General features: G+C 73.1%; 9 protein-coding genes and 2 tRNA genes. 4 read left to right on the top strand and 7 right to left on the bottom strand.

Features of this window, described 5'->3' with window-relative positions; translation table 11 throughout:
• From ABZ822_RS07910 to ABZ822_RS07900, 3 genes are all read right to left on the bottom strand, one after another.
• Entirely contained in the window at positions 1-1,587 is a 1,587-nt protein-coding gene (locus ABZ822_RS07910; RefSeq protein ID WP_360848514.1) for an ATP-binding protein, read from the bottom strand.
• Between the two features lie 198 nt (positions 1,588-1,785).
• Complete coding sequence (locus tag ABZ822_RS07905; RefSeq protein WP_360848511.1) at positions 1,786-2,523, bottom strand: response regulator transcription factor; 738 nt, start codon at positions 2,521-2,523, stop codon at positions 1,786-1,788.
• Positions 2,524-2,643: 120 nt separating this feature from the next.
• Entirely contained in the window at positions 2,644-3,582 is a 939-nt protein-coding gene (locus tag ABZ822_RS07900; protein ID WP_360848866.1) for a DUF2797 domain-containing protein, read from the bottom strand.
• Positions 3,583-3,868: 286 nt separating this feature from the next.
• Between ABZ822_RS07900 and ABZ822_RS07895 the strand changes: the two genes are divergently transcribed.
• Positions 3,869-4,423 carry a GNAT family N-acetyltransferase gene (locus ABZ822_RS07895; protein WP_360848507.1) on the top strand — a complete coding sequence of 185 codons (555 nt, stop codon included), beginning with the start codon at positions 3,869-3,871 and terminating at the stop codon, positions 4,421-4,423.
• Positions 4,424-4,525: 102 nt separating this feature from the next.
• On the opposite strand, the gene ABZ822_RS07890 is transcribed toward ABZ822_RS07895, so the two are convergent.
• Complete coding sequence (locus ABZ822_RS07890; RefSeq protein ID WP_360848504.1) at positions 4,526-4,939, bottom strand: SSI family serine proteinase inhibitor; 414 nt, start codon at positions 4,937-4,939, stop codon at positions 4,526-4,528.
• Between the two features lie 45 nt (positions 4,940-4,984).
• Positions 4,985-5,242, bottom strand: a complete 258-nt coding sequence (locus tag ABZ822_RS07885; protein WP_360848501.1) for a hypothetical protein — start codon at positions 5,240-5,242, stop codon at positions 4,985-4,987.
• A gap of 289 nt (positions 5,243-5,531) precedes the next feature.
• On the opposite strand from ABZ822_RS07885, the gene ABZ822_RS07880 reads away from it, so the two are divergent.
• Positions 5,532-6,140 (top strand): hypothetical protein, encoded by a 609-nt coding sequence (locus ABZ822_RS07880; protein WP_360848498.1) that lies wholly within the window; start codon positions 5,532-5,534, stop codon positions 6,138-6,140.
• A 668-nt stretch (positions 6,141-6,808) separates the two neighbouring features.
• Here ABZ822_RS07880 and ABZ822_RS07875 read toward each other — a convergent pair.
• A tRNA-Arg gene (locus tag ABZ822_RS07875) sits at positions 6,809-6,881 on the bottom strand.
• A gap of 182 nt (positions 6,882-7,063) precedes the next feature.
• Positions 7,064-7,153 (bottom strand) — tRNA-Ser (locus ABZ822_RS07870).
• Positions 7,154-7,585: 432 nt separating this feature from the next.
• On the opposite strand from ABZ822_RS07870, the gene ABZ822_RS07865 reads away from it, so the two are divergent.
• Both ABZ822_RS07865 and ABZ822_RS07860 read left to right on the top strand, forming a co-directional pair.
• The gene (locus ABZ822_RS07865; protein ID WP_360848495.1) at positions 7,586-8,071 is read left to right on the top strand and encodes an SSI family serine proteinase inhibitor; all 486 of its coding nucleotides are present in this window, start codon (positions 7,586-7,588) and stop codon (positions 8,069-8,071) included.
• A gap of 526 nt (positions 8,072-8,597) precedes the next feature.
• Positions 8,598-13,046: a PAS domain-containing protein gene (locus ABZ822_RS07860; protein ID WP_360848492.1), complete on the top strand. Its 4,449-nt coding sequence runs from the start codon at positions 8,598-8,600 to the stop codon at positions 13,044-13,046.
• Positions 13,047-13,090: the final 44 nt, after the last annotated feature.

The raw sequence follows: 13,090 nt of genomic DNA, 5'->3' as shown, positions 1-13,090 counted from the left end.
TCACGGCTGTGTGATCCGCCTGTGCCCGGCCTGTGAGTCGTGCGGGGCGCGTGGATCGTGGAGGGCACTTGGGTGGTACGGGGCATGCGGTTCGTACGGCGCACGTGGGTCGTACGGGCCGCTCGGTTCGTACGGGCCACTCGGGGCGTACGGGCCGCTCTCCGTGGTCGGCCGGGCCCGCGGCAGGTGGACGGCGAAGACCGTGCGGCCGGGCACGCTCGCCACCTCGACGTGCCCGCCGTGCGCACTCACCACGGCCTCCACGATCGCCAGGCCCAGCCCCGTACTTCCGGCGGCGCGGGTGCGGGAGGCGTCGCCGCGCGCGAACCGCTCGAAGACGTGCGGCAGCAGCGCCGGCGGGATGCCGGGGCCGTCGTCGGCGACCTCGAGCCGGATGGCACCCTCCCCGCCTCCGGGGACTCGCGCGCCTCCGGGTGCTCGCGCGACGCGCGCCGTGACGGTCGTGCCCGCCGGCGTGTGCGTCCGCGCATTGGCCAGCAGATTGACCAGCACCTGGTGCAGCCGCTCCGGGTCACCCCGTACGAGCGCGGGCTCGTCGGGGAGTTCCAGCCTCCAGTCGTGGCCCGCACCGGCCGCGCGGGCGTCGCTGACCGCGTCCACCACGAGCGGCGACAGATCGGTCTCGACGAGGCTGAGCGGTCTCCCGGCGTCGAGCCGGGCGAGCAGCAGCAGATCCTCGACGAGCGTGGTCATCCGGCCCGCCTCCGACTCGATGCGGCCGAGTGCGTAGCGGGTGTCGGGGCCGGTCTCCTCCCGTCCCCTGCGCGTCAGTTCGGCATAGCCGCGGATGGAGGCCAGGGGAGTGCGCAGTTCGTGGCTGGCGTCGGCGACGAACTGGCGTACCTGCGTCTCACTGGCGTGACGCGCCGCGAGCGCCGAACCCACGTGCCCCAGCAGCCGGTTGAGCGCAGCCCCCACCTGCCCGACCTCCGTGCGCGGATCGGTGTCGCCTTCGGGTACACGCTCATGGAGTGCCACCTCGCCCCGGTCCAGGCGGAGTTCGGAGACACGCGCGGCGGTCGCGGCGACCCGGCGCAGCGGGCGCAGGGCGATACGGATCATCGCCGTACCGGCCAGGCCCGCGGCGACCAGCCCCGCCGCCGCCACGCACAGCTCGGCCAGGACGAGGGTGTCGACCGTGTCCTCGACGTTCTGCAGGGGCAGGCCGATGACGACGCTGCCGCCCGGCTCCGAACGGTCGGGCACGGCCTGGAGCCGGTAGCTGCCCAGATCCGGAATGTCGACCGTGTGCGCCTTGCCGTCCAGCTCCAGCGACGCGACGGCGTCCGCCTGTTGGGCGGTCAGCTCCTCGGTGTCGCCGCGGTCGGTGCTGAGTTCGGCCGAGGTGGTCTCACCGCCGGACAGGACCGCACCGAGCGTGCCGGGCGGCTGACCCGGGCCGACGATGAAGGCGAGACCGCTGCTGTCGGCCACCTTCGGCGGCGGGTGCAGGACGCGCTCCGCGATGCCGCCGAGCTGATCGTCCGCCTGGCCGACCAGGTACGACTGCAGGGTGATGGTGGTGACGCTGCCGACGATCGCGCAGACGACCGCGATCAGGGCCACGCACGAGACGACGAGCCGGGTGCGCAGCGACCAGCGGCGCCGGCCGGCCCGCCCGCGCCGCGCTCGCGACGGGGAGGCAGGAGCGGGGCGGGGGTGGCCGGCGGTCGGTGCGTGGCCGGCCGGAGCGTGGGGCGCGGCGGCAGCATGGTGCGCGGCGGGGCCAGGATCGTAGGAAGGCCGGGGCGGGACGGGCACGGCTCACTCCCCCGGCTTGATCAGGTACCCGGCCCCCCGCCGGGTGTGAATCATCGGCGCCCGTCCGGCGTCGATCTTCCGCCGCAGATACGAGATGTACAGCTCGACGACGTTGGCCTGGCCGCCGAAGTCGTAGTTCCAGACACGGTCGAGGATCTGCGCCTTGCTGAGCACCCGCCTGGGATTGCGCATGAGATAGCGGAGCAGCTCGAACTCGGTCGCGGTGAGATGGATCGACGCCCCGTCCCGCCGCACCTCGTGGCTGTCCTCGTCGAGCACCAGGTCGCCCACCACGAGCAGCGACTCCGCGCGCGCCGCGGAGGCCCCCGCGCGCCGGAGCAGCCCGCGCAGCCGGGCCACGACCTCCTCCAGGCTGAACGGCTTGGTCACGTAGTCGTCGCCGCCCGCGGTCAGGCCCGCGATGCGGTCCTCCACCGCGTCCCGCGCGGTGAGGAAGAGCACCGGCACGTCCGCGATCTCCTGGCGCAGCCGCCGCAGGACGGCGAGCCCGTCGAGGTCGGGCAGCATGATGTCGAGGACGACGGCATCGGGCCTGAACTGCCGTGCGGTACGCAGGGCTTCACCACCGTCCCCCGCGCTGCGCACCTCCCACCCCTCGTAGCGCAGGGCCATGGACAGCAGATCGGCGAGGGCGGTCTCGTCGTCGACGACGAGTACCCGGACGGGGCTGCCGTCCGGCCGCAGCATCGGGGTGCGCTCCTGAGGCGTGGTCCTGGTCATGCTCCAGACCATCAGGCCGCTGCCTGAGAGCCTGCTTTCGCCCGCCTGTGAATTTCCTGAGAATCACGGTCCGCGCTCGGCGGCGGGGACCGGCCCTGCGAGGCCGCCGGTGCACGCACGTCAGAAGAGGCCGTCCTGCACCCCGGCGTCCTTGGCCCGGGCACCCGCACCGCAGTCCCGTACGGACGCGCTGGTCGGCACCCCCGCGGGGGCTGCCCGCAGCCGGCGGCCCGCCATGAGACGTCCGTCGAGCACCAGCACTCCGGCGTCCCCCGTGGCGAGATGGAGGTCCGGCCCGGCCACGCCCAGCAGTTCGCCCGCCACCACGTCGCCCTCCCCCAGCTCCGTGACCTCCTCCACCCGCCCCTCCGCCGTCCGCGCGGCCAGCGCGTCGAGCCCGAAGGCAGCCGTGTGGTCGACGGGGGCGAACGGCTCCCGCTCCAGCGACTCGGGCCAGTCCGGCAGCTCCGCCACGCGCGCCTGCAGCGCGGCCAGTTCGGCGAACCGCTCCGCGACGGGCGGCAGTCCGGCGCGTGCGGCGCGCTTCACCCCGTACGGGACGCGGTCCTTCACGCCCAGCGCCGCCCCGAGCAGCTCCTCCGCCCGCCGCGCCGCCATGAGCGGGCCGCGGCCCAGCCAGCCGTACGCCACGGCGCCCTGCTCGAGGAGGCGTGCCCCGCCGCGCGCCGCCGCCGTGATCCCGACCTTCGGCAGACCGGGCCCGAACCAGGCGAGATAGACGCGGTAGGGCCGCGGGTCGTCGGCCCGGGTGTCGGCCGCGACCGACTGCGACCGGTCGAGCCGCGCGCACTCCGGGCACTGCCCGCCCGTACTGCGCGCGGGCACGGCCGCCTTGACCGGGCAGAGCGTGCGGCGGCCGCCGCGCAGCACGCCGGTGCAGACGCGCCCACCCTCCACGGCGAACGCCAGTGGCTCTCCGGGGGACGGGCCGCTGACGCGCTCGGCGACCCGGCCGCCGGGGCCCGCCCGGTACCAGCCGAGCCGCGCACCCTCCGGGCGCCAGACCACGCCGGCGCACCACCAGCCGTCTTCTTCCACTGCCGCCACAGGTCCCCTCGGAGCACAGGCCGTACGAACGGACACCGTCCGTGCCCGTCCTCCCCATCCTGGGACATGGGTCCGACATCGGCCGCGGCCTGCCGAACCAGGGCAATGCGTTCCTCGGCTTCCGGCGCATTTCCGCGCCAGGTCGGCGAGACTGGACACCGGCTTCCGTCCGCACGGACGGCACGACCACGCCGACCGCACCGCACGGCACCGACCGACCACGGCGCCCGCACCGAACTCCCGCTCCGGAGCAGGGCGACACGACCACGGAGGACCCATGCACGTCACGTCGTTACCCGTCACGACCGACCGCCTCGTCCTGAGGCTGTTCACGCCGGACGACGTCGACGACATGTACGCGTACCAGGGCCTGGAGAGCGTGGCCCGCTACCTCTACCGTCCGCCGCGCACCCGCGAGGGCTGCGAGGAGGCCGTCGCCCGGAACGCGGCGGCGACCCGGTGGGAGGAGGACGGCGACGCGCTGACCCTGGCGATGTGCCGCCGCACCGAGCCGGGGGTCATCGGCGAGGTCGTCCTCAAGTGCGCCGGCGCGTACGCCCGTCAGGCCGAGATCGGCTGGATCCTGAACCCCGGGCACGAGGGCCGGGGCTATGCGACGGAGGCCGCCCGCGCGCTGGCGGCGATGGCGTTCGACGAGCTCGGCGTGCACCGCCTGTTCGCCCGCATCGACGTCGAGAACACCGGCTCGACGCGGCTGTGCGAGCGCCTGGGGATGCGCCGTGAGGCCCACCTCATCGAGAACGACCTCGACGGCACGCGGTGGGGCAGCGAGTACATCTACGCCTCGCTCTCCCACGAACTCAAGCGCTGAGCCCGCCACTTCGCCCTGTCCTGTCCGCCGCCCGGTCCGTCAGAAGCTCTATGCCAAGGCGGTACGTCAACGCGGTACGTGACGCGGTACCTCAGCGGCATGTCAGAAGCGGAAGACGTTCCCGGTGGCGGCGGACATCCGGCAGGCATTGGCGTACGTCCTGCGCCAGACGACGGATTCACCCTGAAACATCCCCTTGGCCGAGGCCGTGACGGGGTCGAACTCGTCCGAGCAGACGGCCGGTTCCCCGGACAGCCGGTCCAGGTCGCCCCGGGCCCGTTCCACCTCGGCACACGCCTCGGCGGCCCGGGGGTGCAGGCCGTCCGGCTCGGGGGAGCACCGCAGCAGCACCCCGCGGATCCAGGTGTCGCCGCTCCCGCTCACCGTCAGCGCCAGGCCGTCCGACGGCGCGGGACCGGCCTGCCGGTGCGGCGGCGCGGCCGGCCCGGCGTGAGCGGCTCCGGCGAGGCAGGTGCTCAGGAGTACCGCCGCGACGGCGGCGCCGATCTTCCTCATGCGGGGCCAACGAGCCGCGCCCGGCCGACGTCACCCTGAGCGCCCTCAGGAGCGCTTCCTGCGCCACAGATACCCGGAGCCGGCCAGCGTCAGGGCGGACACCAGAGCGTAGAGCGCCCAGATCCACCCATCGCTGCCGGCGCCGTACTCGGGTTGGACGATCAGGTTCCACGAGGCGTAGACGAACGCGGGGAGGATGCAGGCCAGTGCGAGGCCGATCCACTTCTCGCCCACCGTCCAGTGGCGGGAGCGCCACACGATCACGATGGCGGTGACGGCGGCTACGCCGAATCCCTGGCCCATGAGGGTTCAGATCAGGATGCAGGCCGAGCAGGACGGCGCAATAGTGAGCAAAGCCTCCCATGAGCCGCGCCAAATGCGCCATTAAACCAATTTGACCCAAAATAGCCAGAGGGTCGACAGCTCACAGGCAGTCAAATGAGTAGTCAGCGCTCAGCTGATTCCGAGCAGGTGCACCTGATGATGGAGGACGGCGCCCCCTCCATGGCGATCGAGCAACATCCCGGGCGCAATGATCCCCAAAATGCGAAGCCGTGTTCCGTCCGGCCGTACGGGAATTAAGGATGGGTCGATGAGCGACAGTTCTCAATACGCACAAGCATTACTGCGCGATGCGTCACAGTTCCAGTGGTACATCGTTCCGCTCCTGGCATTTGTTGTCTACATCTACGCGGTGGAAGTCGAGCGGCGCAACTGGAACGTCCTGGCCGCGGGCCTGGCCTTCTACGGCGCCGAATGGTTTATCGAGATCGTAAACGCACTATGGTTTCATTTCTCCGACCACGCGCCACTATGGGGAACTCCGGGTAAATCCAGCTACACAATTCTGGTCGGGCTGAACATTGAGATTTCTTTCATGTTCGCCATTTTCGGCATTGTCGTGGCGAAGGTGCTCTCCGCGGTGAAGAACCGTGTAATCGTCGTGATCGTCTTCTCTGTCTTCTGTGTCGTCGTTGAGACCGTCCTGAACCAATGGGGGGCACTGACGTGGGACTACTGGTGGTGGGGATGGCCCCATGTGTGGTCAGTCATTCTCTTCGCGTACGGCCCGGGTACCGCGATCGCCATCTTCGCGCATGACTTCAAGTCGAACAAAATCCGATGGATCATCATCGCGGGCATTTTCGTGCTTGATGCGGTTCTGCTCTGGCTCGGAATCGGCGTCCTCGGGTGGATCTGAGGCACGACGCAGTCGGGTGAGCGAGGGGCGGTCGACTCCATGCCGCAACCAGGTGGCGAAGGCGTCGACAAGGCCGGCGTAGAACCACTCGTCGGGCACGGATCCCGGGTTCTTGCTCGCGTCGTAGAAGGCATCGTTGGTGAAGGTGGCGCCGGCGGATGCGTGGAGGTTCTTGGAGAACGGGAGCTCGCGGCGCCGGATTCCTGGTCGCGCTCTACTGCACGGCGCAGGGCATCGGCGACATTGCCCCACCCCGGGCGACTTGGTTCTGCAACTGCCCAATGCGGCGGCGGTAGTTGTCCAGCCGGGGTTCCTCCGGGAGGTGGTCCCCTCCGCTGGAGGGGACCACGGGCGCCGTCCGTCGTCATCGAGGGTGGCCGACAGCGCCAGGACGCGCTCAGCGAAAGCTTGCCCAGCGGACGAATCGTGCGGCTCTTCCCCCGGACGTGACCCTCGTTCGGCTCGACTCCCAGCGGTCCGCCTCCGACCGCGTCGGGGTTGCACTGAGGGGTGACCGCAGAGGGGGGACGATGACGGTAGCTCGGCGGGCCCTCCTTGGCCGCCTGATGACAACTCCCCCGCTCTCGGAGACGGTTGTCGTCAGACACTGCCGTCAAGACGAACGCAAGAAGCCCTGTGGATCTCTCCACAGGGCTTCTGAGCTGGTGCGCGCTCGGCAGGATTCGAACCTGCAACCTCTTGATCCGTAGTCAAGTGCTCTATCCGTTAAGCTACGAGCGCTTGCGTCCCGGCGATTTTTCGGCCGGTCGGCGTTGCGGGAACAACATTACATGACCCGCCGCCGCACGTGAAATCCGTTCTTCATCCACTGCCTGACCTGGGCAAACGGCATTTGACACGGCCAAGAACGGCTGAAGCCCCGGCCGTCGGGGGCCGGGGCTTCGATGATCGAGGAGATCGAGCGGAGGCTCCGGGATTTGAACCCGGGATGGGGGGTTACCCCAAACCGCATTAGCAGTGCGGCGCCATAGACCAGACTAGGCGAAGCCTCCTCACACACCCGCGCGAACGCGATGTGGTGTGTGCAGATGATGGCACAGCCCTGCGGGCTGTCACCAATCGCACCCTACGGTACTAGGCGCGCGGGCAGCAGAGCAAAGCCCTTCGTGGTCGCGCCGGGTCCGGACGGGACGACTCCGGATGACGGGTCACGGTCCGGATGACGGGTCCGGGTGAGGGAACCGGTCGGGACCGGCCGCCCCCGACCGTCGGCAGACTCCCTTCCCTGGGTCCGCCCCCGACCGACGCCCGGCTCCCTCGCGGCCGCAGCCGCGCCCACCCGGTCACCCCTAGGGACCCCGGTGGCTTGCGCAACGGCCCGGCGGCCGGAGCGTTAGTCATGGCGGGCTCGCGCGAGCGGCCCCTGCCGCCCCCGACGCCATGACGCCCGAGCCCCGCCTCCGGGCCGCACCCCAGGAGTTCCGATGCTGCTCCGCCGCCTCGCGCTGGTCACCTTGTCCGCCGCCGCCGCCTTTGCTGCCGCACCCGCCGCCGGGGCCGCAGCTGCGCCCACGCCGCACCCCGTCCCCCTCCCGGTGCTCAGATCGTTCATGCCGCCGCCGGCCGTCGCCCCCGCCGGCGAGGACCAGCTCACCATCACCATCAGCAACAGCGGCAACCGCGCGGTGGACGGCCGCTACTCCCTGGACTGCCACCCCACGGGCGGTACGCACCGCCAGGCCCGGGCGGCGTGCGACCGGCTCGACGAGATGGTCCGGTGGGGCGAGGACCCGTTCGCGCCCGTGGAGCCGCGCGCCAACTGCACGATGATGTACGGCGGTCCGGGCACCGCACGGATCACCGGCAGCTGGGCCGGGCGCCCCGTCGACGCCCGCTTCGACCGCCGCAACGGCTGCGAGATCGCCCGCTGGAACCGGCTCCGCCCCGTGCTCCCCGAGACCGGCGCCTGAATCCGGCGCCCGCTGTCCGGCGCGTGACTCGGCGCCCGCATCAGGAGCACACCACCCGGCGTGCACCCGGCCCCGGCCCGCGCCCCCTGCGCGGCTCACCGGGGCCGGCGCACGTCGCCCCGCGGCCCCCCGCACGCCGCCCCTCCGGACCGGCACGGACGCGGAGCGGACCGGCGCCAACAGCGAGCGTCCCCGCACGGACACCGACCGGTTCCGCACGTCGTCCTACGGAACGGGCACGCGTGCCGACCGATCCCGTACGAGCGACGACCGATCCTGTGGGTACTGCTGTCACGCGCCCCTGTCCGTAACCGCTGGGAAGGGCACCATTCCTGTGTCATCACGGACCCGCAGGGCTTATGTCAGGCGTGCGGCAAGTCGCACAATCTCGTCGCTCGTCCTCCCCTCATCCGCCGTTGCCGCCGCAACGGGTGCCCGTAGACTCCTCCCGTGACATGCCCGGGGGACGCGCGGCAAAATGGCCGGGGCCGTTGTAAGGAGCAGTGATCAGGGAGGAATGGTCGTCGTGAGCAGCAGGCCGTCCCGGGGCGCTGCTCGGCTTGCAGCCATACTCGATGCGCTGCCCGACGCGCTGCTGCTGGTGAACTGCAACGGCACGGTCGTCAACGCCAACACCATCGCCCTGGAGACCTTCGAGGCGCCCGGTACCGCTCTGGTCGGCCGGGGCCTGCTCGACCTGCTGCCGTCCTTCGACTCGCGCCGGATCCCCGGCTCGATGCGGCGGCCCGAGGACGACGAGGGCCGGACCAAGCCGACCCGGATGGTCGCGCGACGCACCGACGGGTCCGAGTTCCCCGTCGAGGTCACCAGCGCGAATCTGGAGGACGGCCGCACCCCGTACGCCGATCCGTCCCCGAAGCACTACACCGGTGACGAGCTGCTGATGCTGGTCGTGCGGGACCTGTCGGGGACGGTGGACACCGAGGCCGAGCTGGCGCGTCAGCAGCGCCAGACCGAGATGATCCTGCGCGCCGCGGCCGAGGGCGTCGTCGGCGTCGACACGGACGGCAAGGTCGTCCTCGTCAATCCGTCCGCCGCGCAGATCCTCGGGTACCGCGCGGGGGACCTCGGCGGCCAGGAGCTGCACCCGCTGATCCACCACTCGCGGCCCGACGGCAGCCCGTTGCCGTACAACGAGACGCCGCTCGCCGACTCCCTCCGCTCCGGCCGCAAGCACCGCGTCCGGGGCCAGGTGCTGTGGGCGAAGGACGGCCGCGCGGTGCCCGTCGACCTGACGACCGCGCCCGTCCGGGACGGGGAGCAGCTCGTCGGCGCGGTGATGACGTTCACCGACCGGCGCACGTACAACGCGGTGTCCGCGCGGCACGCCCAGTTGCTGGCCGTGCTGGACGAGGCGCTGCGCGGTCCGCTCGACCAGCTCCGCTCCGAGCTGGGCACGCTCGCCTCCGATCCCGCCGGGCAGCTCTGGCCCGAGGCGAACCAGATCCTGCACTACCTCACCGCCGGCTACGCCCGGATGACCACGCTCATCGACAACGTGCTGAGCTACCAGCGTCTCGACACCGGCAAGGAGCGGCTCGACCGCGCGCCGGTGTCGCTCGACGGGGTGGTGGCGGCCGGTGTCGAGGGCGCGATCGAGCTGATCGGCCCGGGGCGCGCGCAGTTCGCGGTCCATGCCCCGCCGATCGAGGCGGAGGTGGACGCCAAGCGGCTGGCGCAGGCACTCGCGCATCTGATCGCGGATGTGGCCGGAGTGGACGCGACGGGGAACGCCCCGGCGGGCGGCAGCTCCGGCGACTCCACGATCGTGGTGGCCGCGGCGCAGCGCGGCGAGGTCGTGCGGATCGAGGTCCGCGGGCCGTACGCCGGGGGCGACCCGGTGCACGAGCCGATCGTGCGCGGCATCGTTGAGCGGCACGGAGGCGTGCTGCAGACGCACGAAGTGCCGGGGACGAGCGGCAATGCGTACGTGCTCGAGGTGCCGCTGAGCGCGGACCGCGTCACGCCGGAGCGGATCGTCGACGCCCGGGACCGGGAGAACGCCACGACCGTGATGCCGGTGCCGACGCAGCGGCAGCGGGGCACGGATGTGCCGCACGGCGCCGCGGCCGACCCGGCGCAGGCCACCGGGGCGACGCATGCCACCGGGGCGGCGGCGAACGGTACGAACGGCGGTGCCCGGTCGGGCCCGACAGGCTCCGGCGGTACGACCGTGCCCGCCCAGTCGACCGGTTCCGAGCCGGCCCCGACCGGCCGCCGCCGCGCGCGGCGCGGCCCGGAGGGCGATCCGGCGGCGGGCGGCGGGCCCGGCGTGCCGGGTGGGCACCCGGGCGATCCGTCCATGGCGGGCCAGTCGATGGCGGGCCAGTCCGTGGCGGGCCAGGAGGGCACCGGCGTTCCCGGATCCGGTCCGCAGGGACAGGGCGCGGACGGGCCTGCGGCGCAGACCCGGCCCACGGGGCGGCGGCGCGGGCGGCCGAGCCCTGCCGAGGCCGAGTCCGTACCGCCGGGCGGTGTGCCGGGCGGTGAGGCCGCCGGGGGCGCGAGCGCGGAGGCCGCGACGGCTGCGGCCGGGGCGCCGCGCGGGCGGCGGGCCCGGCACGGAGGCCGGGACCAGTCGTCCGGTGCGGTGGCGACGGCCGCGGACGAGCGGACGGACGCCGGGGACGGCACCAACTCACCCGCGCAGAACGGGATGTACGCCGCGGGTGCGACCGGCACGGGCGGCGGACAGCCGCAGGGCCGGGCCACCGCATCGCAGGGGTCCGCCCTGCCCGCGCTCCCCGGAGCGGCGGACGGCGGCCCGCAGGCGCCACAGGGACAAGGACAGGGTCAAGGTCAGCAGGGTCAGGGTCAGCAGGGGCTGAGCCCCGTCCCGTCCCAACTGCGTCCGGCCGGCATGAACGGCACGAACGCCCCCATGAGCGCACCCGTACCGCAGCAGGGCACCGCTCCTGAGGAGCAGGGCACCACCATGGAGCCGGCGGCGCGCCGCGGCCGCCGTCTCGGCACACCAGCACAGGGCACTCCGGCGGCGCCGGAAGGACTGCCCCAGCCGTACGGCGCCGGCGCCGAAGCAGGGGAGCCCGCCGCACCGCAGCAGGGACAGCCTGTCCCGCCGGGCGGGCGGAGGGTGCGCCGGGCGCTGGCCAGCGGCGGACAGGAGCAGACCGCGGAGGCGGGCGCGGAGCGCCAGGCCCTGGCGCTGCCGCCCGCGGAGAGCGACCGGACGGCCGGGCCCGCCGAGGCGGACCGACCGGGCCTGTGGACCGGCGACGAGCAGAACCGTCACGACCCGATGGCCCCGGGCGTCGACGCCGACCACACACCGCCGCAGGCACACCCCGTACCGGCACCGAGCGGACGGCGTCGCGCCCGCCGCGATCCGGCCGAGGACCAGCAGCAGGGCAGGCGTCCGACCGCCGACACGGTCGGGCCGACGGCGCCGCAGTCCGCCCCCGCCCAGGGCTTCCCCGCCCAGGGGGACCAGGGCTTTCCCGACCAGCAGGGTCCGGCCGGTCCTCCGCCGCAGCAGTCCGGCGTGCCCGGGGCCCTGCCCGCGACGGTGGACCGGAGCACTCCCGCCACGCCGACGCAACAGCCCGCCCCCCAACAGCCCGCCCCCCAACAGCCCGCCGCTGCCCAGCAGCCGCAGCCCGAGGGCGGGCCGGAGCCCACGTCTGCTCAGGAGCCGCATCCCCAGCGGGTCGCCCAGCCGCTGCCCGCCGAAGAACCCGCCCCTCCGGCGCAGGACCCGGCCGCAGCGGCGCAAGCGGCGCAACCGACACCGGCACAGGCCCCGTCGCAGGCACAGGCGCAGGGCACGCCGCAGCCCAACGCACCCCAGGGACAGCCCTCGCAGGGCCGGCCCCCGGCCCCCGAAGGCCCCTCGGCCGCCCAGTCGCGCGCCATCAGCGTGCGGACGCTCGGCCAGGGTGTGCCGTTCGCGCAGCAGATCGCCGATCAGCAGCGCCCCCAACCGTCCCCGCCGGCCCAGCCGTCCGCCGGTTCCGGCAGGCGGCGCCGGCTCGCGGCACCCCCGCAGGAGGACGACCGCACGGCGTCCGCGACCGGCGCACAGGAATCGGCCGCTCGCCTGCGCGAGCAGCAGCAGGCCCAGCCTCCGCGGCTGCTGGACTCCACGGAGGGCAGGGCGTACGCGATCGGCGCGCCCGATGAGGGCAGCGAGGGCCCCGAGCCGTTGGACGGCCCGAACGGTGCCATCGACGTCACCGACTCCCAGGCCGCTCCGCCGCTGGACGACGAGCTGCCTCCCGAGCCGTTGGACAATCCGCGGCGGCTGCTGGTGTGGCCCGCACCGGACGTCGCGACCCAGCAGGCGCTGAGCGACCGCGGCTACCGCCCGGTGATCGTCCACTCCCGCGAGGAGGTGGACGCGCAGATCGCGGCCTACCCCGCCGCGCTCTTCGTGGACCCGCTGACCGGGCCGATCACCCGGACCGCGCTGCAGTCGCTGCGTACGGCGGCGGTGGCGGCCGAGGTCCCGGTGCTGGTGACGGCCGGGCTGGGACAGGCCACGCGGGAGGCTGCGTACGGCGCCGACCCCGCCGTGCTGCTGAAGGCGCTCGCGCCTCGCGACAGCGAGCAGCACCCGCCCCGGGTTTTGCTCATCGAGGCGCACGACCCGATCGCGGGCGCGCTGACCGCGACGCTGGAGCGGCGCGGCATGCAGGTCGGGCGGGCCGCCTCGGACGCGGACGCGGTGACGCTCGCCGCGCAGATGCGGCCGAACCTCGTGGTGATGGACCTGATGCAGGTGCGACGCCGGCGCGCCGGGATCGTGGACTGGCTGCGGGCGAACGGGCTGCTCAACCGCACGCCGCTGGTCGTCTACACCTCGGCCGACATCGACCCGGCAGAACTGCCGCGGCTCACCTCGGGCGAGACGGTCCTCTTCCTGGCCGAGCGCTCCACGAGCCCGGACGTGCAGAACCGGATCGTCGACCTGCTCGCGAAAATCGGGGCGAACTGACGCACAGCACCCCGCCCTTGGCCTGAGGGGCGCAGCTCCATGCG

It is taken from the genome of Streptomyces sp. NPDC047108, from assembly GCF_040643575.1.
In the GTDB taxonomy this organism is placed as follows: domain Bacteria; phylum Actinomycetota; class Actinomycetes; order Streptomycetales; family Streptomycetaceae; genus Streptomyces.
The sequence above is the reverse complement of the archived record's forward strand: the minus strand, read 5'-3'. Positions and strand labels throughout refer to the sequence as shown.

Excerpts from the sequence above, each read along its gene's own strand:
- ABZ822_RS07890 (WP_360848504.1), bottom strand. The coding sequence starts at position 4,939 with ATGAGGAAGATCGGCGCCGCCGTCGCGGCGGTACTCCTGAGCACCTGC.
- ABZ822_RS07880 (WP_360848498.1), top strand. The coding sequence starts at position 5,532 with ATGAGCGACAGTTCTCAATACGCACAAGCATTACTGCGCGATGCGTCA.
- ABZ822_RS07895 (WP_360848507.1), top strand. The coding sequence starts at position 3,869 with ATGCACGTCACGTCGTTACCCGTCACGACCGACCGCCTCGTCCTGAGG.
- ABZ822_RS07865 (WP_360848495.1), top strand. The coding sequence starts at position 7,586 with ATGCTGCTCCGCCGCCTCGCGCTGGTCACCTTGTCCGCCGCCGCCGCC.
- ABZ822_RS07885 (WP_360848501.1), bottom strand. The coding sequence starts at position 5,242 with ATGGGCCAGGGATTCGGCGTAGCCGCCGTCACCGCCATCGTGATCGTG.
- ABZ822_RS07905 (WP_360848511.1), bottom strand. The coding sequence starts at position 2,523 with ATGACCAGGACCACGCCTCAGGAGCGCACCCCGATGCTGCGGCCGGAC.